Origin of the sequence: Halorubrum distributum JCM 13561 (assembly GCF_000337395.1) — an archaeon.
Taxonomy (GTDB): domain Archaea; phylum Halobacteriota; class Halobacteria; order Halobacteriales; family Haloferacaceae; genus Halorubrum; species Halorubrum distributum.
This window is the reverse complement of the sequence record NZ_AOJF01000019.1, coordinates 50735-76116: the sequence shown is the minus strand read 5'-3', so window position 1 is coordinate 76116 and position 25382 is coordinate 50735. Positions and strand designations below refer to the sequence as shown.

General features: G+C 70.3%; 24 protein-coding genes and 1 pseudogene. 8 read left to right on the top strand and 17 right to left on the bottom strand.

Going from position 1 to position 25382, the window contains the following annotated elements; genetic code table 11:
- Window positions 1-28: 28 nt before the first annotated feature.
- From C470_RS01135 to C470_RS01120, 4 genes and pseudogenes are all read right to left on the bottom strand, one after another.
- Window positions 29-490, bottom strand: a pseudogene (locus C470_RS01135) (MFS transporter); the annotation flags it as partial.
- 168 nt (window positions 491-658) lie between these two features.
- Complete coding sequence (locus tag C470_RS01130; RefSeq protein WP_004595647.1) at window positions 659-1246, bottom strand: MOSC domain-containing protein; 588 nt, start codon at window positions 1244-1246, stop codon at window positions 659-661.
- The gene (locus C470_RS01125) at window positions 1246-1641 is read right to left on the bottom strand and encodes a hypothetical protein (protein ID WP_007344722.1); all 396 of its coding nucleotides are present in this window, start codon (window positions 1639-1641) and stop codon (window positions 1246-1248) included. The genes C470_RS01130 and C470_RS01125 overlap by 1 nt, the downstream gene beginning before the upstream one ends.
- Before the next feature lie 57 nt (window positions 1642-1698).
- A complete protein-coding gene (locus C470_RS01120; protein ID WP_008364617.1) occupies window positions 1699-2628 on the bottom strand; it encodes a PLP-dependent cysteine synthase family protein in 930 nt (309 codons plus the stop codon).
- 550 nt (window positions 2629-3178) lie between these two features.
- Between C470_RS01120 and C470_RS01115 the strand changes: the two genes are divergently transcribed.
- Entirely contained in the window at window positions 3179-3565 is a 387-nt protein-coding gene (locus C470_RS01115; protein WP_008364616.1) for a TlpA family protein disulfide reductase, read from the top strand.
- Between the two features lie 12 nt (window positions 3566-3577).
- On the opposite strand, the gene C470_RS01110 is transcribed toward C470_RS01115, so the two are convergent.
- Window positions 3578-3793, bottom strand: coding sequence for a hypothetical protein (locus C470_RS01110; protein ID WP_008364614.1), 216 nt, complete (start codon window positions 3791-3793; stop codon window positions 3578-3580).
- Window positions 3794-3892: 99 nt separating this feature from the next.
- Here C470_RS01110 and C470_RS01105 point away from each other — a divergent pair, with 99 nt between their 5' ends.
- A complete protein-coding gene (locus C470_RS01105; RefSeq protein WP_008364612.1) occupies window positions 3893-4636 on the top strand; it encodes a ThuA domain-containing protein in 744 nt (247 codons plus the stop codon).
- Window positions 4637-4715: 79 nt separating this feature from the next.
- Here the strand turns inward: C470_RS01105 and C470_RS01100 are convergent, their stop codons facing one another.
- Window positions 4716-5384, bottom strand: coding sequence for a helix-turn-helix domain-containing protein (locus C470_RS01100; RefSeq protein WP_007344718.1), 669 nt, complete (start codon window positions 5382-5384; stop codon window positions 4716-4718).
- A gap of 84 nt (window positions 5385-5468) precedes the next feature.
- Here C470_RS01100 and C470_RS01095 point away from each other — a divergent pair, with 84 nt between their 5' ends.
- The gene (locus tag C470_RS01095; RefSeq protein WP_008364609.1) at window positions 5469-7121 is read left to right on the top strand and encodes an NADH-quinone oxidoreductase subunit D; all 1653 of its coding nucleotides are present in this window, start codon (window positions 5469-5471) and stop codon (window positions 7119-7121) included.
- A 213-nt stretch (window positions 7122-7334) separates the two neighbouring features.
- Here C470_RS01095 and C470_RS01090 read toward each other — a convergent pair whose 3' ends face one another.
- The 3 genes from C470_RS01090 to pyrB all read right to left on the bottom strand — a co-directional run bounded on the left by C470_RS01090 (window position 7335) and on the right by pyrB (window position 9922).
- Window positions 7335-8195 carry a hypothetical protein gene (locus C470_RS01090; protein ID WP_008364608.1) on the bottom strand — a complete coding sequence of 287 codons (861 nt, stop codon included), beginning with the start codon at window positions 8193-8195 and terminating at the stop codon, window positions 7335-7337.
- A gap of 324 nt (window positions 8196-8519) precedes the next feature.
- Window positions 8520-8978: an aspartate carbamoyltransferase regulatory subunit gene (gene pyrI, locus C470_RS01085; RefSeq protein WP_004595636.1), complete on the bottom strand. Its 459-nt coding sequence runs from the start codon at window positions 8976-8978 to the stop codon at window positions 8520-8522.
- The gene (gene pyrB, locus C470_RS01080; RefSeq protein ID WP_007344715.1) at window positions 8975-9922 is read right to left on the bottom strand and encodes an aspartate carbamoyltransferase; all 948 of its coding nucleotides are present in this window, start codon (window positions 9920-9922) and stop codon (window positions 8975-8977) included. Before pyrB ends, pyrI begins: the two co-directional genes overlap by 4 nt.
- Before the next feature lie 186 nt (window positions 9923-10108).
- Between pyrB and C470_RS01075 the strand changes: the two genes are divergently transcribed.
- Window positions 10109-10426 (top strand): ASCH domain-containing protein, encoded by a 318-nt coding sequence (locus tag C470_RS01075; RefSeq protein ID WP_004595634.1) that lies wholly within the window; start codon window positions 10109-10111, stop codon window positions 10424-10426.
- A 108-nt stretch (window positions 10427-10534) separates the two neighbouring features.
- Window positions 10535-12004 (top strand): short-chain fatty acid transporter, encoded by a 1470-nt coding sequence (locus C470_RS01070; RefSeq protein ID WP_082226632.1) that lies wholly within the window; start codon window positions 10535-10537, stop codon window positions 12002-12004.
- Between the two features lie 24 nt (window positions 12005-12028).
- Here the strand turns inward: C470_RS01070 and C470_RS01065 are convergent, their stop codons facing one another.
- Window positions 12029-12388 carry a 2Fe-2S iron-sulfur cluster-binding protein gene (locus C470_RS01065; protein ID WP_004595632.1) on the bottom strand — a complete coding sequence of 120 codons (360 nt, stop codon included), beginning with the start codon at window positions 12386-12388 and terminating at the stop codon, window positions 12029-12031.
- A 748-nt stretch (window positions 12389-13136) separates the two neighbouring features.
- Between C470_RS01065 and mvaD the strand changes: the two genes are divergently transcribed.
- On the top strand, window positions 13137-14135 hold the full coding sequence (gene mvaD / locus C470_RS01060; protein WP_008364603.1) for a phosphomevalonate decarboxylase MvaD: 999 nt from the start codon (window positions 13137-13139) through the stop codon (window positions 14133-14135).
- 434 nt (window positions 14136-14569) lie between these two features.
- Here mvaD and C470_RS01055 read toward each other — a convergent pair whose 3' ends face one another.
- From C470_RS01055 to C470_RS01025, 7 genes are all read right to left on the bottom strand, one after another.
- Complete coding sequence (locus tag C470_RS01055) at window positions 14570-16126, bottom strand: cryptochrome/photolyase family protein (protein ID WP_008364601.1); 1557 nt, start codon at window positions 16124-16126, stop codon at window positions 14570-14572.
- Window positions 16127-16195: 69 nt separating this feature from the next.
- Window positions 16196-16642 (bottom strand): phosphate-starvation-inducible PsiE family protein, encoded by a 447-nt coding sequence (locus C470_RS01050; protein ID WP_008364599.1) that lies wholly within the window; start codon window positions 16640-16642, stop codon window positions 16196-16198.
- 48 nt (window positions 16643-16690) lie between these two features.
- Window positions 16691-19150: a DEAD/DEAH box helicase gene (locus C470_RS01045; RefSeq protein WP_008364597.1), complete on the bottom strand. Its 2460-nt coding sequence runs from the start codon at window positions 19148-19150 to the stop codon at window positions 16691-16693.
- Between the two features lie 87 nt (window positions 19151-19237).
- Window positions 19238-19903, bottom strand: a complete 666-nt coding sequence (locus tag C470_RS01040) for a GNAT family N-acetyltransferase (protein ID WP_008364595.1) — start codon at window positions 19901-19903, stop codon at window positions 19238-19240.
- A 104-nt stretch (window positions 19904-20007) separates the two neighbouring features.
- The gene (locus C470_RS01035) at window positions 20008-20796 is read right to left on the bottom strand and encodes a mechanosensitive ion channel domain-containing protein (protein WP_004595624.1); all 789 of its coding nucleotides are present in this window, start codon (window positions 20794-20796) and stop codon (window positions 20008-20010) included.
- Window positions 20797-20799: 3 nt separating this feature from the next.
- Window positions 20800-21609, bottom strand: a complete 810-nt coding sequence (dacZ, locus tag C470_RS01030) for a diadenylate cyclase DacZ (protein WP_004595623.1) — start codon at window positions 21607-21609, stop codon at window positions 20800-20802.
- 168 nt (window positions 21610-21777) lie between these two features.
- Entirely contained in the window at window positions 21778-23403 is a 1626-nt protein-coding gene (locus C470_RS01025; RefSeq protein ID WP_082226630.1) for a GMC family oxidoreductase, read from the bottom strand.
- 131 nt (window positions 23404-23534) lie between these two features.
- On the opposite strand from C470_RS01025, the gene C470_RS01020 reads away from it, so the two are divergent.
- Together C470_RS01020 and C470_RS01015 are read left to right on the top strand one after the other, a co-directional pair.
- A complete protein-coding gene (locus C470_RS01020; protein ID WP_008364592.1) occupies window positions 23535-24155 on the top strand; it encodes a class I SAM-dependent methyltransferase in 621 nt (206 codons plus the stop codon).
- A 91-nt stretch (window positions 24156-24246) separates the two neighbouring features.
- Window positions 24247-25359: an aldo/keto reductase gene (locus tag C470_RS01015; protein WP_008364591.1), complete on the top strand. Its 1113-nt coding sequence runs from the start codon at window positions 24247-24249 to the stop codon at window positions 25357-25359.
- Window positions 25360-25382 lie beyond the last annotated feature (23 nt).

The window sequence follows — 25382 nt, the reverse complement described above, 5'->3', positions numbered from 1 at the left end:
CCGCTCAGAGATGTGTATAAGAGACAGAGCCGACCCAGGTCGCGGCGACCGGCGCGACGAGCCCGGCGAGCGGCCCGCCCAGCGAGTGGATCCCGACCGCGGTACCGAGGTCGTCGAACGTCCGCGAGAGCAGCGTGGTCGCCACCGCGTAGTGGAGCCCCGCCGCGAGCCCGAGAAGCACCGCCGCCAACACGAACGCGGGGAAGACCGGCACGACGGCGAGCAGGAGGCTCATCGCGGTCGTCCCGCCGACAGCGACGAGGATCACGCGGCGCTCGCCGAACCGGTCGGCGAGGATCCCGCTCGGGAACTGGGAGAGCCCGTAGGCGAACCACATGCCGGAGAGCGCGACGCCGACCGCGGTGTTCGACACCGCGAAGTCGTCGATGATCAGGGGGACGACCGGGCTGATCGCCAGCCGGGCGAAGTACGTCACGAAGAAGGCGAGCATGCACAGCGTCAACACCGTGTGCCGGTAGCGCCAGTTCACGCCGACCGCCGCCTCCGCGGAGCCGGATCCGGTCGCCTCCCGGGCGCGGACGTCCGAGCGTTCGTGGCGTCGACTGCGCGGTTCACGTCTCGTCTGGGTCCTCTCGTGCGACCCGTATAAACCGTCCTCTCCCGGCGAGCGGTCGGGGGGTTTCCCCCGGTCCGCGGTTCACTCCCGGTCCGCGAGCCGCTCCGCGATGGCCGCGCCGGCGGTCCGCGGGTCGGCCTCGCGGATCCGCACCGCGTCACCGACGGCGACGCGGCCGGGCTCGACCACGTCACAGCAGAGGCCGCCGCGGTTGCGGAGCGCCGACGCGAGCCCGGCCTCGCCGGCGAGCTCCTCGACGTGGGCGCAGGGAGGGCGCCGGCGAGTCGGTCGCAGGAGGGCGTCGCCGACCGCGACGGTCGCGTCGAGGAGCGCGTCCATCTCGGCGCCGAACCCGTCGACGACGACGTTCCGGCGGTGACGGCCGTCGCGCACGTCGATGCCGGTCTCCTCGCGGACGGCGGCGAGCGCCTCCGCCGCAACGAGGGTGACCGCGCAGGCGTCGAGCTGGAAGTGGCCGTCGCCGCTGCGGTAGCGGTCGCCCGCGACGCCGTCGGGGCGGATCTCGACCGCGTCGCGGCGGACGGGGGGCGCGCCGCTCTCGGGAGCCGTGACGAGCGCGTCGACCGCGCCGGTCGTGGGCTCGGTCCCCGCGCCGGTCGCCGAGCCGGCGTCGTCCGCGGACCCACCGGAGGGTTCGCCGGGCGGCATCACGGGCCCCCGAGGAGGGCCGCGTCGTCGGGTTTCAGCCACTCGCGGTGTGCGTAGTAGACGGCGGCGACCGGCGGCGCGGGGAGCGCGGCGAACGCGTAGAGCCATTTAAAAACCCCGAGGTCGACGACGCGCCGCTCGGCGAGCGAGAGCGCGTCGAGCAGGATGGTCGCGGTCGCCAGCGGCGCGAGCAGGTAGCCGTGCGCGAAGCCGACGGCCGCACCGAGCGCCGTCTCGGGCGTCAGAAACGCCCAGTCGAGAGCGTACAGCAGCGTCCACGTTCCGACTGTCGCCGCGAGCGCGGCGAGCCACGGCCCGTCGAAGCGGCGGTCCGAGGGGTCCGACCGGTCCCCCGTCCCCTCGTCCGGCGGGGCCGATTCTGCGCGCGTGTTCATCGTGCGATCTGCGCGCCGGACGCTAATCAACTCCCGGGTGGCGGCGGAGCGCGGCGTTCACGCCTCGTCCGGTCCGTCGAAGGTGCCCGCCGTCAGGTAGCGCTCTCCGCTGTCCCAGAAGACGGTGACGACGAGGGGCTCCTCTCCGGCGAACGCGCCGCTGTCGCGGAGCTCGGCCGCCACGTCCTTCGCGGCGAGGTTCGAGGCGCCCGACGACTGGCCGACCAAGATTCCCTCCTCGCGGGCGAGTCGGCGGCACTCCGCCTCGGCGGCCTCGAGCTCGACGGTGTGGACCTCGTCGATCAGGTCGACGTCGAGGTTCGGCGAGACGAACCCCGGCCCCATCCCCTGGAAGTCGTCGACGCTCGGCTCCTCGCCCGAGAGGACGGCGTTGTCCGCGGGTTCGACGGCGTCGATCCGGACGTCCGGGAACGCCTCGCGCAGTCGGCGACCGATCCCGGAGAGCGTGCCGCCGGTGCCGACGCCGGCGACGAGGGCGTCGACGGTCCGGTCGCCGACCTGGTCGAGAACTTCGGGCCCCGTCGTCTCGTAGTGGGCGCGGGGGTTCGCGGGGTTGTCGAACTGGCGGAGCTGGACGGTGTTCGGCTCCGCCTCCAGCTCGTCCGCGCGCTCCTTCGCGGCCGAGATGTCGCCGTCGACGAGCTCGACGGTCGCGCCGTACGCCTTCATCAGGCGGCGGCGCTCGATCGACTTCCCCTCGGGGATGACGAGGGTCACGTCGTAGCCGCGCGCGGCGCCGACCATCGCCAGCCCGATCCCGGTGTTGCCCGAGGTCGGCTCGACGATGCGGTCGCCCGGCTCGATCTCGCCCGCCTCCTCCGCCGCCTCGACCATGTACAGCGCGGGGCGGTCCTTCGCCGAGCCGCCCGGGTTGCGGGACTCGACCTTCGCCGCCACCGTCGTTCCCGCGGGCGCGTCGACCCGCACCAGCGGCGAGCCGAGCGTCGACAGGATGTCGTCGTCCATTACCCGAACGGAGGCGGTCGCGACTCAAAGGCCCCGCGGACTCCGGCAATCGATGTCGGCCGCGACGACCGATTATAGTTATAAATCGCCGTGTGTCGGCCGATTCCATTTATAAATAGACGGCCGACATCGCGGAGCCGACGCGGTGGCGCGTGCCGACGAGCGCCCGGAGGGCGCGAGTCGCACGCGCGAGGGAGTCGGGCGCTCCGAGGGCGACCAGAGGGAGCCCGCAGGACGCGCCCGACGAGGCTGGGGAGGCGTGAGGTGCGGTTGCGGTGCTGTGTGGGGCGGGACTCGAAGGGGCAGGCGCGAGGGCGACGGCGGCCGAAGTAAGCACCGCAAGGAGCGAGTGAAACGAGCGACTGAGGCGCGCAGCGAGGCCACCGAGTCCTCGCGCCTGGGGCTTCGGAAGCGTTCGTGACGATTCGCCTAAGAGGGCCAATCACACCGACGTGCCGCCGGAAAATCGAGGTCATCGTCCCGTCAACGACCGATACCCGGTATTGCCACCGACGCGCCGTTTAGGTGCCTCGACGACCTACGCAGTCCCATGACGCTCGAAACCCTCGCGCCCGCCGCCGACGTCGACGCGGACGCGTTCGACGACTCGGTCCTCGCGGCGCTCGGAGCCGACGACTACGTATTCAAGGTGTGGGGCGGCGACTGGTGCGGCGACTGCCAGCGCCAGCTCCCCGAGTTCGGCGCCGCGCTCGCGGCCGCCGGCGTCCCCGACGACCGGATCGAGGCGTACCCGGTGACGAAGGGGCCCGACGGCAAGGAGGGCGAACTGGTCGAGGCGTACGGGATCGAACTGATCCCGACGGTCGTCGTCGAGTCCGCTGACGGCGAGGAGCTCGCCCGGTTCGTCGAGGAGGAGCCCGTCTCCATCGCGGAGTACTTGGCCGATCAGCTCGCGGACATCGAAGCGACGGCCTGAATCGACTCCCGCCTAGCCGTCTTCCGCGTTCACGTCGAACGCGTAGTAGAGCGCGGCCATCGTGACGCCCATCGTGACCGCCTGAACCGTCGTGGTCGCGTCGAGGAGGACGCCGACCGCGAGGACCGACGCCGTCACTATCACGCCGGTGAGGAGGGCGTATCTGAGCCGGGAGAGCCCGCGCGCCCAGTCGTCGAGCCGGCGGTACAGCTGCCGAGGACCTGCCATGGGCGGCCGTCTCCCGCGCGGGGCAAGTGCCTTCGGGTCCGCGCGTCGCGGGCGGAGCGGTGACCAATCGCTCAAGTCGGTCCGGCGTCCACGCGACGTATGGCACGCGTCACGGTCTGGAACGAGTACCGACACGAGCGCGAGAGCGACGTCGTCGCAGAGGTGTACCCCGACGGGATCCACGCCGTCGTCGCGGACGCGCTGGCGGAGGGCGGCCACGAGGTCCGCACGGCGACGCTCGACGAGGGGCCGGAGCACGGGCTCACCGAGGAGGTCCTCGACGACACGGACGTGCTCGTCTGGTGGGGCCACGCGGCCCACGACGAGGTGCGCGACTCCGTCGTCGACCGCGTCCACGAGCGCGTCCTCGACGGCACCGGCCTCATCGTCCTCCACTCCGCGCACTACTCGAAGATATTTAAACGGCTGATGGGCACCAGCTGCTCGCTGAAGTGGCGCGAGGCCGCCGAGCGCGAGCGCCTCTGGACGATCGAGCCGAGCCACCCGATCGCTGACGGGATCGGCGAGCGGATCGAGCTGGACGAGGCCGAGATGTACGGCGAGCGCTTCGACGTCCCGGCGCCCGACACGCTCGTCTTCACCTCCTGGTTCGAGGGCGGCGAGACGTTCCGCTCCGGCTGCTGTTACCGCCGCGGGAGCGGGAAGGTGTTCTACTTCCGCCCGGGCCACGAGACGTACCCGATCTACTACGACGAGGACGTGCGGCAGGTGCTGCGGAACGCGGTCGACTGGGCGGAACCGGGCGACGGCCCCGAGCCCGAGTTCGGCAACGCCGACCCGATCGAGGAGATCGACGCGAGCGACGACCGGACGGTTCACTGAGGCCACCCCGCTGTCCGTGACGCCGTCGTCCGCCCGCCCAGGCCGCGTCGACGGTCACGCGTCTCGTCTACCCGCCCGGTCAGGCCACGTCTCGGAGTTCGATGAACGCCTTCATCATCGCCGATTCGGCCTTCCGGAGGTGTTCGGACGCGGTGCTCGGGGCGGCGCCGATCCGCTCGGCGACCTCCTCGACGGAGGCCGTCCGCGGGGACTCGTAGTACCCACAGTCGACGGCGGCCGCGAGCGCGTCGAACTGCCGGTCCGTCAGGCCCGGGTCGAAGAGGTGCTGCCGCCAGTCGTACTCGCCGATACGGAGGACCTCGCTGTCGATTCGCTCCGGGAGCCCGGCGAGCGCGTCCCGGAGCGGCCCGTGTTCCCCGAGCACCGTCAGGCGCGCGACCCCGTCGGGACGGAAGTCGATCGGCGGGACGACGACGACGCCGGTCCGTCGGAGCGACTCGAACATCGCCTCGTCGACGGCGTCTCGTCGCTGCGTGAGGAAGACGTAGTACCCGCTCTCGTCGATCCGGGTGACCTCGAACTCCCGGATCCGGTCGACGGACCGCAACGCCTCGGCGTACACGTCGATATCCCCTTCGACGTAGAACAGGAACGTATCGGCCGTCTCGTCGAAGAGGCTGCCGTGGAGGAGCACGTCCCGCTCGACGGCGTCCGACTCGTCGACGAGCCGGTGTACCGGGTGGATGAGATCGGGCGGATACCGAAGTTCGAGCCGCAGGTACTTCACGTCGAGCAGTGACGACGGCGATCTTATAAATGCCCGTACTGAGCCGGCAGAAGCCTCGGGTCGCGCGCCCGCCTCTCTTCGACCATGTCGACGGAGCTGCTGCGCGACCGCGACGACGAGAAGGCGGCCGATCCGTTCTCGTCGATCCGCGAGCTTGTCACGGCGCGTGAGGACCATCTGAACGCCCCGGCCGCCCGAGTCCGTCCCGACTCGGTTCAGGAGGCGCTCACCGCGCTGCGAGACGAGGCGGGGTACGACCACCTCGCTTGCGTCACCGCACAGGAGTACGAGGGGCGGTACGAGTCGATCTACCACCTGCGTTCGTACGACGACCCGACGCGTGCGGTCAGCGTCGTCGTCCCCGCCGACAAGGGCGATCCCGTCTCGGAGTCGGCCGCACCGGTGTTCCGAACGGCGGACTGGCACGAGCGCGAGGCGTACGACCTCGTCGGGATCGAGTACGACGACCACCCGGACCTCCGGCGGATCCTGCTCCCCGAGACCTGGCAGGGGCACCCCCTGTCGATGGACTACGATAAGGATCAGCCGCAGATCGCCGCCCTCTCCGAGAACGAGCCGATCGAACCCGGGTCGTCGACCGCGACCGGCAGCGACACCATGCTCCTCAACATCGGGCCGCACCACCCGGCGACCCACGGCGTCCTCCACCTTCAGGTGACCCTCGACGGGGAGCAGGTGATCGGGGTGGAGCCGGACATCGGCTACATCCACCGCTGCGAGGAGCAGATGGCCCAGTCCGGCACGTACCGCCACCAGATCATGCCGTATCCGGACCGCTGGGACTGGGGCGGCGGCGGACTGCTCAACGAGTGGGCGTACGCCCGCGTCGCGGAGGACCTCGCGGACATCGAGGTGCCCGAGTACGCGCAGGTGATCCGGACGATGGCCGCGGAGTTCAGCCGGGTCCTCTCGCACATGCTGGCGATGGGGGCGTACGCGCTCGACGTGATCGGCGACTTCACGGCGACGTTCATGTACGCGATTCAAGAGCGCGAGCGCGTCCAGGACATCGTCGAGGACCTGACCGGCCAGCGGCTGATGTTCAACTACTTCCGGCTCGGCGGCGTCGCGTGGGACCTCCCCGAGCCCCGGGAGGAGTTCCTGCGGAGCGTCCGCGAGTATCTCGACGGGCTCCCGCGGCGCATCGAGGAGTACCACGACCTCCTGACCCGAAACGAGATACTACAGCTCCGCACGGTCGACACCGGTGTCCTCCCGCCGGAGGTCGCGAAGGAGTACGGGACGACCGGTCCGGTGCTCCGGGGGTCGGGCGTCGACTACGACCTGCGCCGCGACGACCCGTACGGCTACTACGACGAGCTCGACTGGGACGTCGTCACCGAGGACGGCTGCGACAACTACAGTCGGCTGCTCGTCAGGATGCGCGAGGTCGAGGAGTCCGCGAAGATCATCGAGCAGTGCGTCGACCTGCTCGAAGGCTGGCCCGAGGACGAGCGGACCGTCCAAGCGAACGTGCCGCGAACGATTCGCCCGGACGACGACACGGAGGTCTACCGCGCGGTCGAGGCCGCGAAGGGGGAACTCGGCATCTACATCCGCGCCGACGGGACGGACGAGCCCGCCCGGTTCAAGATCCGCGGGCCGTCGTTCTCGAACCTCCAAGCGCTCCCCGAGATGGCCGAGGGCGAGGCGATCCCCGACCTGATCGCGTCGCTGGGGAGTCTGGACACGATCATGGGCGAGGTCGACAGATGAGTTCGGGCGAGCCCGGTCGAGCTGATTGCTCTCGGACGAGCCTGCGGCTCAGCGCTGTAGAGTGACCGCCGCTACGGCGCGGACGTTGAAAGGCGGCCGCCTCACGCGAACGCGAGACGACCGGTGTGTCGCACGCCGGCGGCCGGTCGAGTAGGTGTCGGCCGCCGCCGTATATAAACCCTCGTTCACGTCGCCGCGTGGACTTGCTGTCCGTCAGTCCGGCCGGTGGACCTCGCCGTCGCGCGAGTCGGCGTCCTTCCGGCGGAGCGCGGCGGCCGCGTTGTTCGCGTCGTAGCCGAAGAACACGTCCTTCGCGTACGTCTCGGCGACCTCCGTCGCGTGGATCAGGTCGTCGACGTCGACGTCGACCGCGTACAGCTCCAGCGAGAACGGCGTCTCCGGCGGCGCGCCGTGGAGGTCGTAGTCGCCGCCGAGCCGCGAGCGGAACCCGCGAGCGATCGCCTCCAGCCAGTAGGTCGTCGCGTACTCGGTGTCGTACAGCGGGACGACGAACTCGTCGACGTGCTCGGCGAGCCGATCGAGGTCGAGGCCGGCGCGCTCGTAGAGGTGGTCGGGGTAGGGGTCGGGGTACAGCGTGAGCAGGAGGCGTCCCGGAACCAGCTCGGCCGCCTCGGCGACGAACTCGGTGATCACGTCCGCGCGCCAGTCGGCGAAGTCGTCGCGATCGCTCTCGGCGAACAGGCGCTCGCAGCGGTCGCAGTGGCAGAACCCCTCGCGGGGGAACCCCACATCGTCGAGGCGGACGTCCCCGTTCTCGGCCGCGCAGTCCGCGATGATCTCGAAGAGGCCCTCGCGGTACTCCGGGTGCGTCGGGCAGATGTACGCCCAGTCGAAGTACTCGCGGTCGCGAGTCGCCGGCTCGCCGCGCTCGTCGACGGGAACGAGGTCGTCGTTCTCGCTCGCGGCGGCGTTGTCGCCGAAACACGACACCATGTTCACGGCGTTCGGCAGCGGCTCGGCCGCCCGCCCCGTGACGTCTTTGACCTCGTAGAAGCCGAGGTCGAACGGCTCCATCACGACCTCGTCGGCGTTGCGCGTGACGACCCCGTACATAGGGCCGGATACGGGACTGGTCGGTAAAAACGGACGGTATCGCAGCGATCGGCCGCAGGCGCGGTCGACGCGCGATGCGGGTCCCGTGCGATTCGGTTCGACGTGTGATTCCCTTCGCGGAGGGCGCGAACGCGGCGCCGCGCGGTTACTCGACTTCGACGGGCTGCTTGTCGCCGGCGAAGAGGAAGTACGCGAGCGCGACGAGCGACAGCACGAGGACGAGCTTGGCTTTCTTGCTCATACTCGACGCGTCGGGCGGCGGGCGCTAAAATCTACCGGAGGGAGAGTCGTGAGGGTATCCCACACCGAACGCGAGCCGACGCTTCAAACGTCGATGTGGTCGGCGATGTCGGCCCGGAGGATCGTCGAGCAGTAGTCGCAGCGGACGCCGTCGGCGACGACGTCGAAGCGGGTCTCGATCGGCTCGTCGGCGTTGGTGATGCAGTTGCGGTTCGGACAGGAGAGCACGCCCGTCACGCCGTCGGGACGCGTGACGCGGTTCTTCTCGACCACCTCGAAGTCGCGGACGATGTTGATCGTCGCCTCGGGCGCGATGAGCGAGAGCACGTCGACCTCCGACTGCGACAGCTCCCGGTCTTCGACCTTCACGATGTCCTTGCGGCCGAGCCGGTCGGAGGGTACGTTCATCCCGACCGAGACGCCGAACCCCTCGGAGCCGTCGATCCCGAGGATGGCGAGGACGTTCAGCGCCTGTCCCGCCTCGACGTGGTCGATGACGGTGCCGTCGCGGATCTTCGAGACGCGCAGTTCGTGTTCGCTCATCGGTCCACCTCCGTCCCCTCGTCGCCGTCCGGATTCGCGTTCTCCAAGAGGGTGTCGAGCAGCGCCATCCGCACCGGGATCCCGTTGTGCGCCTGCTCGAAGTAGCGCGCGTGCTCGGTCTCGTCGACGTCGGGCGCGATTTCGTCGACGCGCGGGAGCGGGTGCATCACGGTGAGGTCGTCGGCGGCGGCGTCGAGCGTCTCGGCGTCGATCTGGTACTCGCCGGCGACGCGGTGGTACTCGTTCTCGTCGGGGAACCGCTCCTTCTGGATCCGGGTGACGTACAGCACGTCGAGCTCGTCGAGGACCGGGTCGAGCTCCTCGTGTTCGCGGATCTGCGCGCCCGTCTCGTGGAGGTCGAAGCGCACGGAGCGGGGGAGCCGCAGCGACTCGGGGCTGATGAAGTGCTGGTTCGCGTCGAACTCCGTCAGCGCGGCCGCCAGCGAGTGGACCGTCCGCCCGTACTTCAGGTCGCCCATGATCCCGATCGTGAGGTCGTCGAGCCCGTGGTCCTCCCGGATCGTGTGGAGGTCGAGCAGCGTCTGGGAGGGGTGTTGCCCCGCGCCGTCGCCCGCGTTGACCACGGGGACGTCGACGCGCTCGCCGGCCAGCGTCGCGGCGCCCTCGCTGGGGTGACGGAGCACGAGCGCGTCGGCGTACCCCTCGATGACGCGGACGGTGTCCGACAGCGACTCCCCCTTCGACACCGACGAGGAGTCGACGTCGCCCATGTCGATAGTGTTCATCCCGAGGCGCTTGGCCGCGCTGTCGAAGCTCATCCGGGTGCGCGTGCTGGGCTCGAAGAAGCAGAGCGCGAGCACGCGCCCGGCGTGCCGGTCCGCGTAGGCGGCGGGGTCGTCGGCGACCGCCCGGGCCCGGTCGAGCACGGCCTCGATGTCATCCCGCGAGAGCTGGGTCGCGGTGATGAGGTGGTCCTGTCGCATCGTCTGAGATGGGACCCGGCAGTATCTTGAATCCCTCGGCTCGGCCGCCGAGTCGGGTGTTCACGTCCGTGTGGATCCCCGCGACCAGCGGTTTCGAGATTCGCAGAACGCGGTGACCGTTCGCACGCTCGGCGGCCGGCGACGCTCGCCCGCGCTTATAAACCGATCCGCGCCGAACGGTAGGACATGTCCGAGAACGATCCGGCAGACCTGCTTCCGAACGACCGCGTAAAGCAGGCCGCCCTCGACGGCGAGGTGACGCAGCTCCACCGCGGGAACCGGTACGGCAACGAGGGCGACAGGTTCGAGATAGAGGGCGTCGCCTTCGAACTGACCGAGGTCACCGAGCGCACGCTCGGCGACATGACCGACGAGGACGCGAAGCGCGAGGGGTCGCCCTCGCTGGAGGCGTACAAGGAGCGCATGGTCCGCGCGCACGGCGGCAGCTTCGAGTGGGACGAGGACGCCGACGTGGTGCGTCACCGCTTCGAGCGGGTCGAGTAGGGCACGGCAGCGCGTCCGCGGGGCGACGCCGCTACCCCGGACGCGAACGTGTCACGCGATAGGACCGTTTCCCATTATTTATACTGTAGGATACTGGAGACGGGATGTATGTCAGCGAGTGACGGGGCAGGCGTCATCGAACGTATCGGATTCCGAATGTCGGAGGTGGTCGAACGGTGGATGCCGAGCCCGTTCGTCTTCGCCATCCTGTTGACGTATATCGTCTACGTGGCCGGGCTGGTGGCCACGGACTCCGGGCCGGTGGAACTGTTGGAGTTCTGGTACGGCGGCTTCTGGGCGTTCCTCGGGTTCTCGATGCAGATGGTGCTCATCCTGATGACCGGGTTCGTCATCGCGTACCACCCGCGGGTGAACGCGATCTTACAGCGGCTCGCCGAGGTGCCGAACTCCGGCGCGCAGGCCGCCGCGTTCGTCGGCTTCATCTCGATGTCGCTGGCGTGGGTCCACTGGGGGTTCAGCCTCATCATGGGCGCCATCTTCGCCCGCGAGATGGGGAAGATCGCTCACAAGAAGGACATCAACATTCACTACCCGCTGCTCGCGGTCGCCGGCTACATGGGGCTCGGCCTGACGTGGCACTGGGGCATCTCCGGCTCCGCGCCCCTCCAGCTGACCGACGCGAACAACATCGGCGAGGGGACCGGGTTCGAGTTCCTGACGTCGACCGTGCCGGCCGCAGAGACCATCTTCCACCCGTACGCGCTCACGCTCACCGCGCTCTCCATCGTCTTCGCGAGCGCCGTGCTGTACGTCCTCGCGCCGTCGGGCGACCGCGCGAAGGGGATCACGGAGTACGTCGACGAGGCGGACCTGTTTGACTCCGCGGCGGACGGAGGCCGCGCAACTGACGACGCGGCCACCGACGGCGGCACCGACGCCGCCGACGCCGCCGACCCGGTGGACGAGCCGCCGGCCGAGGTCGCCGACGTCCCCGCAGAGCGGCTGAACAACAGCCGGATCATCGGCGGGCTGGTCGCGCTGTCGGGCGTCGCCATCCTCGCGGTCCAGTTCGCCGGGCAGGGGCTCGGCGCGTTCACGCTGAACGCCGTCAACTTCGGCTTCCTCTTCGCCGGCCTGCTCATCTACCAGCGCCCGGCGTACTACCGCGACCGCTTCAACGACGCCGCCGGCGCGGCGGCCGGCATCGTCCTGCTGTTCCCCTTCTTCGCCGGCATTCAGGGGATCATGGCCAGCTCCGGGCTGGCGCTGCTGCTCGCCGAGGGGCTGCTCGAAGTGTCGACGGCGGCGACGTACCCCGTTATCGCGTGGGTCGTCGGCTCCGTCGCGAACCTGTTCGTCCCCTCGGGCGGCGGCGAGTGGCTCGTCGTCGGCCCGTCGGTGCTTCAGGCCGCGCAGGAACTCGGCGTCCCCTACGGACAGGCCACCATCGCGTACGCGGTCGGCGACGCGCACACGAACCTGCTGAACCCGTTCTGGGCGCTCCCGCTGCTCGCGATCACGAACGTCAGGGCGCGCGAGATGTTCGGCTACGCCATCGCGATGCTGATCGCGCTGATCCCGTTCCTCGCGGTCGCGCTGTACGCGGTGCCGTACTGAGCCGTTGAAAAGGGGCCTCTCTTTTCAGTCGTCGTCCGCGGCCGCGCCGTCCGCGCCGCCCGCGCCGTCGCCGTCCTCGGCGGCGGTCGCCGCGTCGTCCTCGATGCTCGGCGGGTACTTCCCCCGGTCGAGCTTCAGGTCGGACTGCGGGCGCGCCATACAGGTGAGCGCGAACTCCTCGGCCTCCTCGTCGGTGAGGCCGCGGGCCGCGGGCTGGGTCACCTCGCCCTCGACGATCTCGGCGGAGCAGGCGAGACACATCCCGACGCGGCAGGAGTACTCCTGGGCGATCCCCTCGTCGAAACAGGAACTGAGGATCGTCTCCGTGTCGGCCACCTCGATCGTCTCGCCGGTGCCGACGAACTCGACGGTGTACTCGGTCATGGCGCCGAGTACCCGCCGACCGGTCAAAAAGGGTTCCCTCCGTTCCGTCGTCGTCTCGGGGTCGGAAGAGTAAATCGAAGGCGGTGGTCGGGGTATTTAATGTCGATTTGATAATCCCGGTAATAGGTGGGCGGACACCGTCATGGCCCTGCTGATCGCTTATAAATGAGCGATAGCAGATCGACTGTGACCATCTCCAAAGCCCCAGCCGCGAGGGCTCGCGCACCTCGTTGCGCTCCTCGCTCGCGTTGCTCGCTGCGGTGCTTACGTCGGTGTGCTTCGCCCTCGCGGCAGCTTGGCGCTACGCGCCACGGGCAGCCGGCGGCTCCGCCGCCGGCGACTGCCCCTTTGAGTCCCACCCGACCGCAACCGCACCGCAGCCTCACGCCACCCCAGCCTCGTCGCCGGACTACGTCCGGCTGCAAGCGAGAGCTTCGCTCTCGCCCTGTCAGTCGCCTCCGCTTCGCTCCGGCGACTGACTCCAGCGAGAATCGGAGATTCTCTGGCAGCCGGCGCGTNGAGCTTCGCTCTCGCCCTGTCAGTCGCCTCCGCTTCGCTCCGGCGACTGACTCCAGCGAGAATCGGAGATTCTCTGGCAGCCGGCGCGTGGCGCCGGCGACCTCGCGCGTGCTCCTCGCGGCCTTCGGCCGCTCGTCGGCACGCGCCAACGGGATCCCGTTATGTATCTACCACGCACTCCTTCCCACCTATCGCAACGACTAATCCCCCGCCGGACGCTTCCCGAGGTATGACAGGCAAGGCCACCGCGCGAGCCCACCCGATCCAGGGGCTCGTCAAGTACCACGGGATGCGCGACGAGGAACTGCGGCTCCCGTACCACGACAGCATCAGCCTCTGTACCGCTCCGACCGCGACGACGACGACCGTCGAGTGGCAGCCGGACGCGAGCGAGGACACCTACGTCATCGGCGGCGAGGAAGTGGACGGGCGGGCGGCCGAGCGCATCGACATGGTCGTCGACCACGTCCGCGAGCTGGCCGGCGTCGACGCCGCGGTGCGGCTGGAGAGCGAGAACTCCTTCCCGTCGAACATCGGCTTCGGCTCCTCGTCGTCCGGGTTCGCGGCGGCCGCGCTCGCCCTCGTGGAGGCCGCCGGCCTCGATATGTCGCTCCCGGAGGTCTCCACCGTCGCCCGCCGCGGCTCCTCCTCGGCGGCGCGCTCGGTCACCGGCGCGTACTCGCGGCTCGACGCCGGCCTCAACGACGAGGACTGCCGCTCCTACCGCCTCGACACCGGCGTGAGCGAGGACGGGTTCGACCCCGAGGAGGACCTCCGGATCGTCGCCGCGCACGTCCCGGCATATAAAGAGACGGAGGAGGCGCACCGCGAGGCCGCGGCCAGCCACATGATGCAGGCGCGGACCGCGCACGTCCAGGACCAGCTGGTCGAGATGACCGACGCCCTCCGCGCGGGCGAGTTCGACCGGATCTTCGAGACCGCCGAGCACGACTCGCTGTCGCTGACGGCCACGACGATGACCGGCCCCGCGGGCTGGGTGTACTGGCAGCCCGAGACGATCGCGGTGTTCAACGCGGTCCGCGAGCTCCGGGAGTCGGGCGTCCCCGTCTACTTCTCGACGGACACGGGCGCCTCGGTGTACGTGAACACGCTCGCCGACCACGCCGACGAGGTCGAGAGCCGGATCGCCGAGATCGGCATCGACACGGACGTCTGGGAGGTCGGCGGCCCGGCGCGCGTCCTCAACGAGAGCGAGGCGCTGTTTTAAATGACGCCTTTTTAAATAAGAACCGCCGTGCGGTGGCGCGCGCCTGCGAGCGGCCGATAGGCCGCGAGGAGCGCGTGCGAGGGAGTCGACCGCCCGGAGCAACGCGGAGGGCGGTCGACGAGGCTGGGGAGGCTCGAGGCTGCGGTGCGGTTCGGGGTGGGACTCAAAGGGGCAGCCGTGAGGCGGCCGCAGGCGACGTAAGCACTGGAGGGAGCGAGCGAAGCGAGCGACTGAAGCGCGCAGCGAGCGTGCGGCCGCCTCACGGCTGGGGCTTTGATGGTGTTCGCCGTCGATCCGGAATCAACTGTTTATAACCGAACGGCTGGGGCTTTGATGATGTTCGCCGTCGATCCGGGATCGACTGTTTATAAGCGAACGGCTCGGGCTTTGGCGGTGGTCGCCGTCACAGCGACTCTGAATCCATCGTCACCGGCTCATTCCTCCGGGTCTTCGCCGCGCGCTCGCTTGTACATCGCTAACGCTTCCTCCCGCCGTTCGGAGTGGTCGACGATCGGCGCGGGGTACTCCGGCGCGGCGTTCGCGCGCTGCGTGGGCGACAGCTCGTGCCACTCGTGGATCAGGTCGGCGTCGAGTCCCCGGAGCTCGGGCACGTATTTCTTTATATACTCCGCGTCGGGGTCGTAGCGCTCCCCCTGCGTCATCGGGTTGAAGATGCGGAAGTAGGGCTGCGCGTCGGTCCCGGTGGAGGCCGCCCACTGCCACCCGCCGTTGTCGTTGGCGGTGTCGTGGTCGGCCAGGTGCTCCCGGAAGTGGTCGTACCCGTGCCGCCAGTCGGCGAGGAGGTCCTTCGTGAGGAACGAGGCGACGATCATCCGCACACGGTTGTGCATGAACGCCTCCTCGCGCAGCTGCCGCATCCCGGCGTCGACGATGGGGTACCCCGTCTCGCCGCGCTTCCAGGCGGCTATCTCCTCGGGGTCGTCGCGCCACTCGATCCCCTCCTCGTACGCCTTGTAGTTCGCCGTCACCACCTCGGGGTTGTGGAAGAGGACCTGCGTGTAGAACTCCCGCCACGCCAGCTGCTGTTGGAACTCCTCGACCTGCTCGGGGGCGTCGTCGGGGCGCGCGTCGGATTTCGCTTCGGCCATCGCCGCCTCCGTGGCCGCGTACGCCTCCCGGACGCCTATCTCGCCGTACTTCAAAAAGGCCGACAGTCGAGAGGTCGCCTCCTCGGCGGGGTAGTCGCGCTCGGCCTCGTAGGCGAACACCGCCTCGTCGAGGAACTCGTCGAGGCGCTCGCGGGCCGCGGCGGTCCCGGCGGGGCCGATCTCCGCGTCAGGCTCCGCGAAACCGAGGTCTGCGGGCGTCGGGAGGTCGCCGACTGCGAGGCCGTTCGGACCGGCGTCGGCGGTGACGCTTCCGGCGTCGGCGTCCCCGCCGTCGGCGACCGCGTCCGACGCGTCGCCCCAGTCGACCGCGTCGACCGCGTCCGCGAGCCCGTCGGCGTCGACGAGGTCCTCGCCGGCCGGCGCCGGCGCCGGGTCGTCCTTCGCGCGGTCGGTCCACTTCTTCCAGTAGTAGCTGTAGACGGAGTACGGGTCGCCGGCGTTCGTCCGGATCGCGTCGGGGTCGTGGAGGACCGCGTCGTGGTGCGCCTCGCGCGCCACATCGACCGCGTCGAGCGCGCGCCTGACGGCGGCGTCTCGCTCGCGGGCGAGTCCGGAGTAGTCGCGGTTCCAGACGACGCGCTCGGCGTCGAGCGCGTCCGCGAGCCGGGGGAGGACCGACTCGGGGTCGCCGCGCGCGACGAGCAGGTCGCTCCCGCGCTCGCGGTAGTCGTCGCGGAGCGCGGCCAGCCCGTCGAGCAGGCGGCGCACCCGCACGTCGCTCGCGTGGTCGAGGACGTCCGGATCGAGGACGAAGACGGGCGCGGCGGGGCCGCGGTCCGCGTCGTCTCCGGCCCCCGTCGCGGCCGCGAGCCCGACGTTGTCGGCGACTCTGAGGTCCCGTCGGTGCCAGAACAGCTCCATGGGATCGACACGTGCGCGTCCACCGTGAAACCACCGGGATCGCAGGTCGAGCGCGGCTCGGTGTTCCGGTCAGAGCTCCAGCCGCCCCGGAACGTTCACGCGGTCCAGCATGAAGTACCCGAGCGTGAGCGTGAGGATCAACACGCCGAGCGCCGCGGCCGCGAGCAGCGCCTCGTTGCCCCCGCCGTAGTCCTCCAGCCGGAAGCTGATCACACGTCGGGAGACGGCGATGATCGCGGCGCTCACGACGATCCGGAGGACGGGCTTGCCGCGCGCGTACGCCACGAGCGTTCGGTGGACCTCGACGATGATCAGGAGAAGGAGGACGCTGTCGAGCAGCTCGACCACCTCGGCCGGATCGGTGAAGTTACCGGCGGCGAGGAGGCGGTACAGCGACACGAACAGGTCGAACACGCCGATGAGAAAGAGCAGGAGGAGGAAGTACGCCGCGCCGAGGACGAGCCACTCCATCGCCCGGGCCGCGGGATCCGCGGCGTCGTCGAGGTCGAACTCCATCGTCGGATCTCTCGGCGCCCGGCAGCAAGGGGCTTTGGGTGGACGCAGTCAGGAGCCCGCTTCGGCCCCGGTCAGCGATTCGAGCAGGCGGACGGCGGGCGCCTTCGCCAAGGGGTCGTTCCCGTTGCCGCAGTGCGGCGACTGGACGCAGGCGGGGCAGCCGCCCTCGCAGTCGCAGGTGTCGATGAGCCGCGCCGTCCGCGTCATCAGCTCCTCGATCCGCCGGTGGCCGCGGCGGGTGAGTCCGACGCCGCCGGGGTAGCCGTCGTAGACGAACACCGCCGGCCCCTCGGTGTGCGGGTGGTGCGGCGTCGAGATGCCGCCGACGTCGGCGCGGTCGCACAGCAGGTGGAACGGGAACAGCGAGATGATCCCGTGTTCGGCCGCGTGGATGCCGCCGTTGAACGCGTACTCGCCGCCCGGGATCGGTTCCCCGTCGTCGGCGGTGTCGTCAACGGCCGACTCGCCATTCGGCGGCTCGCCGCCGTCGGCGCTGACCTCGGGGTCACCCGAGCCGTCGCCGTCGACCACGTCGCCGAGACGCCGCATCTCGCGTTCGATGTCCTCCGGGACGGGGAAGTACAGCGACTTCGTGCGCAGCGTCGTCTCCGGGAGGTCGAGCGTCGACTCGCCGAGCGACTCCCCCGTCGCGGCGTCCTTGCGGACGAACCCGGTGATCTGCTCCGTGACCGTCACGTCCGCGAAGCGGACGGGGACGTCCTCGCGCGCGGAGAGCGCGCGCTCGTCGAGGTCCTCGTTCACGACGATGTCCTTGTCGGAGCGCACCTGCGTGTAGTAGTCCGCCCACGACTGCTGGAGCTCGGCGACGTCGCGGTCGAGGTCCAGCTCGACCACCTCGTAGGTGCGGCCCTGCTGGTGGTAGATGGCGCCGGGGTGGGCGTCGCGGAGCGCGTCGGCGAAGCCGAGCGTCGCGACCGTCTCGCCGCTCGACCGCTCGATCAGCGAGATCTCGCGCTCCTCGGCGGTGCGCAGGTTCACGGACTGCTGCGGACTGGAGCCGCCCGCGTGAACCCACCGCGTGCCCGCGGCCGCCTCCCGCCGGTTCAGCACGCCCTCGTCGGTGAGGTCCGCCACGACGCCCGGGAAGGAGTCGCCGAAGAAGCGCTCGTCCTCGGGCGAGAGCCAGTTCTCGTCGGCCGCGCAGGCGACGTGGCCGGGCATGAGCTGGCCGTTCTCCGGGTCGCAGATGGCGTCCTCGGGCGGCGCGTCGAAGAAGTCGCTCGGGTTGCGCATCAGGTACTGGTCGAGCTGGTCCTCGCCGCCGACCATCACGACCAGGGCCGGGTCGTCGCCGCGGCCCGCTCGGCCGGCGCGCTGGTGGGCCGACATCCGGGTTCCGGGGTAGCCGTCAAGCACCACCGCGTCGAGCCCGCCCACGTCGACGCCGAGTTCGAGGGCGCTCGTCGACCAGACGCCGCGCAGGTCGCCGGCGTGGAGGTCGGCCTCGATCTCGCGGCGCCGGTCGTCGGTGAGCGCGGCCTGGTAGGCCCCCACCTTCCCGGCGAGGTCGCGCTCGCCCCGCTCCCGGAGGTCGCTCGCGCTGTCGGTCGCGTACTGCTCGGCGGTCTGTCGCGCCCGCGTGAACGCCAGCGTCTGCTGGCCCGCCGTGACGAGGTCGACGAACAGCCGCTTCGACTCCGTGTGGCTCGACTTCCGGCGGCCGCTGCCGCGCTCCTGCCAGTCGTCGTCGTACTCCGGCGGGTTCCACAGCACCCAGTCGCGCGGCCCCCGACCCGACGTGTCCTCGTCGACGAGGGCAATCCCATCGGGGTCGCGGCCGGTGACTGTCGCGGCGTGGTCGACGGGGTTGTTGATCGTCGCCGAACAGCAGACGAACTGCGGGGCGGAGCCGAACCGCTCGCAGGTCCGCGCGAGCCGTCGAAGCGTCAGGGCGACCTGCGAGCCGAACACGCCGCGGTAGCTGTGGACCTCGTCGATCACGACGTACTCCAGCGAGGAGAAGAACCAGTCCCAGAGGCGCCCCGCGTACGGCAGCAGCGCGTAGTGGAGCATGTCCGGGTTCGAGAGGAGAACCGTCGGCCGGCGGTCGCGCACGTCGCGCTTCTCCGACTGCGACAGCCGCCCGGTGTAGGAGTCGACGGAGACCCGGCTGCCGAAGCCGAGGTCGCCGGCCAACCCCGACAGCGACTCCTCTTGGTCGGCGATCAGCGCGTTCTGCGGCCCGATGTACAGCGTCCGTCCGCCGTGATCCATCGCCGCCTCGAACGCGGGGACGGTGTACGCGAGCGACTTGCCGCTCGCCGTCTCGGTCGCGAGCACGGCGTCGTCGCCGTCGCGGACCGCCTCGATCGCGTCGGCCTGGTGGCGGTAGAGCCGGTCGATCCCGCGCTCCGCGAGCGCGTCGGCGAGCCGCGGTTCGAGGTCGACGTCGGCGAACTCCGGCTCGCGGGCCGGGATCCGCCGGTGGTCGGCGATCTGTCCCTCGTAGAAGGGGCGGTCCCGCAGCCACTCGATGGCGTCGTCCACGGTTACGGGACCCTGGGGTCGGCGGGGCCTAACGGTTGCGGTGGCGAGGGGGCCCTCCTCGTGAGGGGGGTCGCGCGCCTCCCCGGTTCAGTCGTCCGCGGGCGAGCGCGAGGCCCCGCCGTCGCCCGGCGAGAGGTCGACCGCCGGCTCCGCGGGGCCCTCGCGGGCGAGCGGCGGCCAGCGGACCTCGGTCGCGATCGGCTGGTCGAGGTCGACCCGCATCCGGAGGTCGCCGCGCCGCTCGACGACTTCGAAGCCGACCGTCCGGTAGACGCTCCGCGCGGGCCGGTTCCCGGTCTCGACGTGGAGTTCGATCCCGTCGCGGCCGGCGGCCGCGGCGTTGGCGATCACGTGACGGCACAGCTCCGTCCCGACGCCGCGGTCCTGCGCGTCCGGGTGGACGAAGACGGCGAGTTCGGGGGTGTCGGCGTCGGTCGGCGTGTACATCGCGTGGCCGAACAGCTCGCCGTTCCGCTCGGCGACGACGTTGTTCCCCTCCGACAGCATGGATCGGATCCAGTCGACGCGCCGGCGCCGGCTCACCGGCGGGAGCCCCTGCGCGCGGTGGGGGCGGCCGAACCGCTCGTACATCTCTGCGAGGAACGGCTCGTCCGCGTCGGTCGCGGGCCGGATCGTCCAGCGCGCGCCCTCCTTGTCGACGAAGCGCGGACACCGCGGCGGGCAGTGCGGCGTCCCCTCGCACTCGCTCCCGTCCCAGCCGTCGCAAGCGGCGCTCGCGGTATCGGGGGTCATGTATCGACGTTGGCGTCGGGTCGTGTTATAGGGTGACAACGACTTTCACAGCGTGAGAATCGGTAACGGAGTCGGCGTCGGCCGCAACGTGGTCGGATCGGGGGCTACTCCCGGATCAGCACGATCCCTTCGCGGAACACCGCGTGGTTCGGGACGACGTGTTCCTCGCCGTCCGTCTCGATGTGGGTGACGAAGAGGTCGACCTCCTGAACGACGCCGCGCTCGCCGGCGACCCGCACCTCGTCGCCGATGCCGTACGGCTGCCGGAGAAGCAGGAAGACGCCGGCCGCGGCCGAGGCGACCAAGTCCTTCGTCGCGAGCGCGGCGAACAGCACGAGCGCGAACGCGTACGCCGCGAGCAGCACGATGAGCGCGAGCGTCTGGACGCCGACCTGGCCGAGCGCGATGAGCGTCGCGACGTACACGACGCTGTACTTCACGAGCGTCGGGAGCACGCCGAGTTCGGGGAGCTTGATCCCCCGGAGGCGCTCGGCGACGAGCAGTTCGGCCTTGTCGCCGACGACGATTCCGACGATGAACACGACCACGGCGACGAACAGCCGCGGGAGGAACGCGGCGACGCCCGACCAGAACTGTTCGAGGTAGTTCACGTCCGCGACGGTGAGCGCGACGATGACGGTGACGGCGAGGATGAAGTAGCTCGACAGCTTGGCCAAGATTCGCACCGTGGAGGTGTCGAACTCGCGGGCCGTCCGCTCGAAGGCGGTCCCCTCGATCACCTCGGGGACGCCGGCGCGCCGGAGCAGCCGGCGGTTGATCACGCCGGTGAGGTACGCCAACACGAGCCCGAACGCGAGCACCGCGAGCGCCAGCCAGATCCGGTACGGCACGTTCACGAGGAAGTCGGGAACGGCGACCTGAGCCGCGGACATGGGTCAGTACTCCTCCGGATCGATCTCCAAGACGAGTTCCCCGGCCTTGAACGCCCGGACGAGTCCGTCGGACTCGGAGAGGACGATTGAGGTCGAGTTCGTGTCGCGGGTGATCGCCGCGCCGGACATGTGGCGCGCGCCGAGCCCCTTCGGGATGTCGACCCCCTCGGCGGCGGGCTCGAGGTAGCGGTACGCCGAGACGATCTTCCCGGAGTCGGAGACGACGAAGGCGCCGTCGAGCCGCGAGAACTCCTTGAGCATGACGTTCACGATCGGGTCGCCGACGTGAACGTGGCTCTTCTCGAAGGGGTTGTACGACAGCGGCCGCGACTTGTTCATCACCTTCCCCGCGTCGCCGACGACGAACAGCGCGCCCACCGGCTTCCCCTTCTGCCCCTTCTGTCCGAGCTCGATCGCGACCTCGAACACGTCGCGGATCACGCTCGGCTCCGCCCGCGAGTTGGCGAACAGGTCGTAGATCCCGGTGTGGACGCCCTCGTCCACTGTCGCCCGGATCACCGCGTCCGAGCCGCCGTCGAACACCGAGGCGACGCACGCGACCTCGTCGCCCTCGGCGAGGAGCCCCTCGTCCATCGCGCCCTCGATGCCGAACCGGATCCGGTCTTTGACGTTGTCGAACGGGAGGGGAAGCTCGACGAACGTCTCCGCGTCGACGTCGTTGTCGGGCGCGACGACGACGACCTCGACCTCGGCGTCCGCGAATCGCTCGTAGAAGGAACTCGTCGGGGAGAACAGCAGCGCGGCGTCCACGTCCGCGACGAGGTCCGCCAGGTGGTCGGTGAGCGAGGCCATTATCACCCGTGACTCCCGGACCCCGTATAGTCGTTGCGTCGTGCGAGCGTCTGACGCCCGGCCTGGATCAACGTATGGACCCCGTCAGGAGGCGCGTGACGGAGTCAGCTGATTCCGAACCGAGAGAGGCCGGGGCAACCTATCAGTACTGAAACGGGGCGAGCCGGCTCAGTCGCCGGCGGCCGAGAGCGGTCCCTCGGCAGTCGCCGGCCGATCCTCGCGGATCAGGTCCGCCGCCCGCTCGGCGATCGCGATCGTCGGTGCGTTCGTGTTCCCGCCGACGAGCGTGGGCATCACGCTCGCGTCGACGACCCGGAGCCCCTCGACCCCGCGGACGCGGAGCTCGTCGTCCACCACCGCCGCCGGGTCGTCGCCCATCTTACACGTCCCGACGGGGTGGTACACGGTGTGACACTCCTCGCGGACGTGTCGAGCGATCTCCTCGTCGGTCTCGACGTCCCCGCCGGGCCACAGCTCGCGGCCGAGGTACTCCGAGAGGGCGTCCTGGTCGGCGATCTCGCGGGCGCGCTTGACGCCCTCGACGAGGGTTTCGAGGTCCGCACGTTCGTCGAGGTAGTTCGGATCGATGGCGGGCGCCTCGAACGGGTCGGCCGAGCTGAGCCTGACGCGGCCGCGGCTCTCCGGTCGGAGCTGCGTCGCGCCGATCGACAGCCCCCGCCCCTCCTCGGGGTTCGCGAGCCCGTGTTCCATGAAGTAGGAGGGCGCGAAGTGGAACTGGAGGTCCGGCCGGGGCTCGTCCGGGTCGGTGCGAACGAAGCCGCCGGCCTCGCCGACGTTGGAGGTGAGCTTCCCGCGCTTGCGGACGAACCAGTTGAACAGGTCCCGGAGGCTCCCGGCGTCGTCCAGCGTGCTGACGTCGTCGTCGGTCTCGTAGACGGTGAACGCGAACAGGTGGTCCTGGAGGTTCCGGCCGACGCCGGGCGAGGCCGCCTCCACGTCGACCCCGTGGTCCGCGAGGTGGTCGGGGTCGCCGATCCCCGAGAGCATGAGGATCTGCGGGGAGTTGACGGCGCCGGCGCTGACGAGGACCTCCTCGGTCGCGTCGACGGACCGGACCTCCCCGTCCCGACTGTACTTCACGCCCGTCGCTCGACCGTCTTCGACGGTGACCTCGGTCACCCGCGCGCCGGTCTCGGCGGTGAGGTTCGACCGATCGAGAGCCGGCTTGAGGTACGCGTCGGCCGCGCTGTGGCGTTTCCCGTTCTTCTGGGTGACGTGGTAGAGACCGACGCCGGCCTGCTCGGCCCCGTTGAAGTCGTCGTTGCGGTCGTGCCCGGCCTGCGCGGCCGCGCGGACGAACGCCTCGGAAGCGGGCCGCGGCGACGACTGGTCGGTGACGTTGAGCGGCCCCTCGTCGCCGTGGTAAGACGAGTCAGTCGGCTCGAAGGTCTCCGCGCGCCTGAAGTACTCCAGCATCGAGTCGTACCCCCACCCGTCGTTGCCCAGTTCGGCCCAGCCGTCGTAGTCCGAGGGGTGGCCCCGGATGTAGATCATCGCGTTGGTCGAGGAACATCCCCCGAGCGTCTTGCCGCGGGGCCAGTAGAGTTCCCGGCCGGCGCAGCCGTCCTGCGGCTCGGTGTAGTACTCCCAGTCCGCGTCGGTCTTGAACAGCTCCGGGAACGCCGCCGGGATCCGCATGTTCCGGTCGTCGTCGGGCGTGCCCGCCTCCAAGAGCAGGACGCTCGTCTCCCCGTCGGCGGTGAGTCGGTTCGCGAGGACGCAGCCCGCCGACCCGGCGCCGACCACGATATAATCGTATTCATCGCTTGTCATAGACAATCATGGGGTAGTGTAGCAATTAACTGCACTCATCCGTCGAAACACGAGAGGACACGCGGATCGACGCGCTCCGCCGGCGGGACGCCGTCCGACGACGTTTTCCCTCTCTGCCCGCGTTGGCACACGTGGAACCAAATTCCGTCCGAGAGTCGTGGGCGAACCGGGCGGGCGAATACTCGCCGGCGTACTACGCGCACTACGGACCGAACGAGACGAGCGAGCTGATCCGCGAGGCCCTCGACGCGCACCTCGACCGCGACGCGGCCGTCCTCGAACTGGGGTGCGGCTCGGGCCGGCACCTCGAACACCTCGCCGCCCACGGGTTCGAGGACCTCTCCGGGGTCGACATCAACGCGGAGGCGTTCGAGACGATGCGAGACGCCTACCCCGAACTCGCCGCGGACGGGACGTTCTACTGCGGCGCGATCGAGGACCTCCTGGAGGAGTTCGACGACGGCGCGTTCGACGCGGTGTACTCGGTCGAGACGCTGCAACACCTCCATCCGGACGTCGAGTCGGCCTTCGCGGAGATCGCGCGGATCACCGACGACGTCCTCGTCACGGCCGAGATCGAGGACCCGACGCGCGAGTCGGCGGCGGCGGACCCGGACGTGAACTACGTCGACGACGAGACGCCGCTGTACTACCGGGACTGGGGCGAGATATTCACCTCGCTGGGCCTCGTCGAGGTCGACGTCGTCCGCGGCGACAGGGACACGACGCGGACCTTCCGCGTCTCCGACTGATCGGCGGCCCCGGCGGAGCGGTACGGACCGGGGCGACCCGGCCTCCGCCCTCCCGCGCGACTTTTACCCGCGAGCGGACTACCCCGACCACATGGCGACTCGCGAGGCCCTCTGGGGGTACCGGAACCGGTTCGGCGACGCCTTCGGGCGCACCTACTTCCGTCGCTTCGGACCGGGCGTCGTCTCCAGCGTCGGGATCGGGACGTACCTCGGCGAGCCGACACCCGAAGTCGACGACGCCTCGCGCGAGTCGATCGGACTGGCGCTCCGGTCGGGGGTGAACCACGTCGACACCGCCGCGAACTACCGCTGCGGCCGCGCCGAGCGCGTCGTCGGCGAGGCGCTCCGGGACGCCCCCGTCGACCGCGAGTCGGTGGTCGTCGCGACGAAGGGGGGCTTCCTCCCGTTCGACGGCGAGCGCCCGGCCGACCCGAGCGCGTACGTCCGCGAGCGGTTCGTCGAACCCGGGATCGTCGAGCCCGACGACCTTGCGAACGGCGCGCACGCGATGACGCCGGCGTACCTGGAGTGGTCGCTGGACCGCTCGCTCGACCGGCTCGACCTCGATTCGGTCGACTGCTTCTACGTCCACAACCCCGAGACGCAGCTCGCCGCCCGGTCGCGAAACGAGGTGTACGACCAGATCGGCGCGGCCTTCGAGGCCCTCGAACGCCGGCGTGCGGCCGGAGATATCGGGGCGTACGGCGTCGCCACGTGGAGCGCGTTCCGGGTCCCGGCCGAGGCCGACGACCACCTCTCGCTCGGCGAGGTGCTCACGCGGGCCGAGGCCGCCGGCGAGGCGGTCGGCCCCGACGACGACCACGGGTTCGCGGCGATACAGCTCCCCTTCAACGTCGCGATGGCGGACGCGTTCACGCGGCGGAACCAGCCCGCGCCGCCGGGCGCCGACGCCGACGGCCCCGTCTCGACCCTCGAATTCGCCCACGAGGCCGGGCTCTCGGTGGTGACGAGCGCGAGCGTCGGACAGGGGGACCTGACCGCCGAGGGCGCGGTTCCCGCCGACGTCGACGCGACGCTCGCGGGGGAGACGCCGGCCCAGCGCGCGCTCAACTTCGCGCGGAGCGCGCCGGGGGTCACCTCGTCGCTCGTCGGGACGACCGACCCCGACCACGTCCGCGAGAACGTCGCGGCCGGCACCTTCGACCCGCTCGGCGCGTCGGCGTTCGACGCCGTCTTCGAGTGAGCCGGACGACGGCCGCGACGCCG

Bases quoted from the DNA above. Each gene is read 5' to 3' on its own strand.
- C470_RS01065 (WP_004595632.1), bottom strand. From the start codon at position 12,388: ATGACCGAGTACACCGTCGAGTTCGTCGGCACCGGCGAGACGATCGAG.
- C470_RS01110 (WP_008364614.1), bottom strand. From the start codon at position 3,793: ATGGCAGGTCCTCGGCAGCTGTACCGCCGGCTCGACGACTGGGCGCGC.
- C470_RS01125 (WP_007344722.1), bottom strand. From the start codon at position 1,641: ATGAACACGCGCGCAGAATCGGCCCCGCCGGACGAGGGGACGGGGGAC.
- C470_RS01130 (WP_004595647.1), bottom strand. From the start codon at position 1,246: ATGCCGCCCGGCGAACCCTCCGGTGGGTCCGCGGACGACGCCGGCTCG.
- C470_RS01050 (WP_008364599.1), bottom strand. From the start codon at position 16,642: ATGGAGTTCGACCTCGACGACGCCGCGGATCCCGCGGCCCGGGCGATG.
- C470_RS01070 (WP_082226632.1), top strand. From the start codon at position 10,535: ATGTCAGCGAGTGACGGGGCAGGCGTCATCGAACGTATCGGATTCCGA.
- C470_RS01055 (WP_008364601.1), bottom strand. From the start codon at position 16,126: ATGGAGCTGTTCTGGCACCGACGGGACCTCAGAGTCGCCGACAACGTC.
- C470_RS01090 (WP_008364608.1), bottom strand. From the start codon at position 8,195: ATGTACGGGGTCGTCACGCGCAACGCCGACGAGGTCGTGATGGAGCCG.
- C470_RS01025 (WP_082226630.1), bottom strand. From the start codon at position 23,403: ATGACAAGCGATGAATACGATTATATCGTGGTCGGCGCCGGGTCGGCG.
- C470_RS01015 (WP_008364591.1), top strand. From the start codon at position 24,247: ATGGCGACTCGCGAGGCCCTCTGGGGGTACCGGAACCGGTTCGGCGAC.
- pyrB (WP_007344715.1), bottom strand. From the start codon at position 9,922: ATGCGACAGGACCACCTCATCACCGCGACCCAGCTCTCGCGGGATGAC.
- C470_RS01040 (WP_008364595.1), bottom strand. From the start codon at position 19,903: ATGACCCCCGATACCGCGAGCGCCGCTTGCGACGGCTGGGACGGGAGC.
- C470_RS01120 (WP_008364617.1), bottom strand. From the start codon at position 2,628: ATGGACGACGACATCCTGTCGACGCTCGGCTCGCCGCTGGTGCGGGTC.
- C470_RS01115 (WP_008364616.1), top strand. From the start codon at position 3,179: ATGACGCTCGAAACCCTCGCGCCCGCCGCCGACGTCGACGCGGACGCG.
- mvaD (WP_008364603.1), top strand. From the start codon at position 13,137: ATGACAGGCAAGGCCACCGCGCGAGCCCACCCGATCCAGGGGCTCGTC.
- dacZ (WP_004595623.1), bottom strand. From the start codon at position 21,609: ATGGCCTCGCTCACCGACCACCTGGCGGACCTCGTCGCGGACGTGGAC.
- C470_RS01075 (WP_004595634.1), top strand. From the start codon at position 10,109: ATGTCCGAGAACGATCCGGCAGACCTGCTTCCGAACGACCGCGTAAAG.
- pyrI (WP_004595636.1), bottom strand. From the start codon at position 8,978: ATGAGCGAACACGAACTGCGCGTCTCGAAGATCCGCGACGGCACCGTC.
- C470_RS01035 (WP_004595624.1), bottom strand. From the start codon at position 20,796: ATGTCCGCGGCTCAGGTCGCCGTTCCCGACTTCCTCGTGAACGTGCCG.
- C470_RS01105 (WP_008364612.1), top strand. From the start codon at position 3,893: ATGGCACGCGTCACGGTCTGGAACGAGTACCGACACGAGCGCGAGAGC.
- C470_RS01095 (WP_008364609.1), top strand. From the start codon at position 5,469: ATGTCGACGGAGCTGCTGCGCGACCGCGACGACGAGAAGGCGGCCGAT.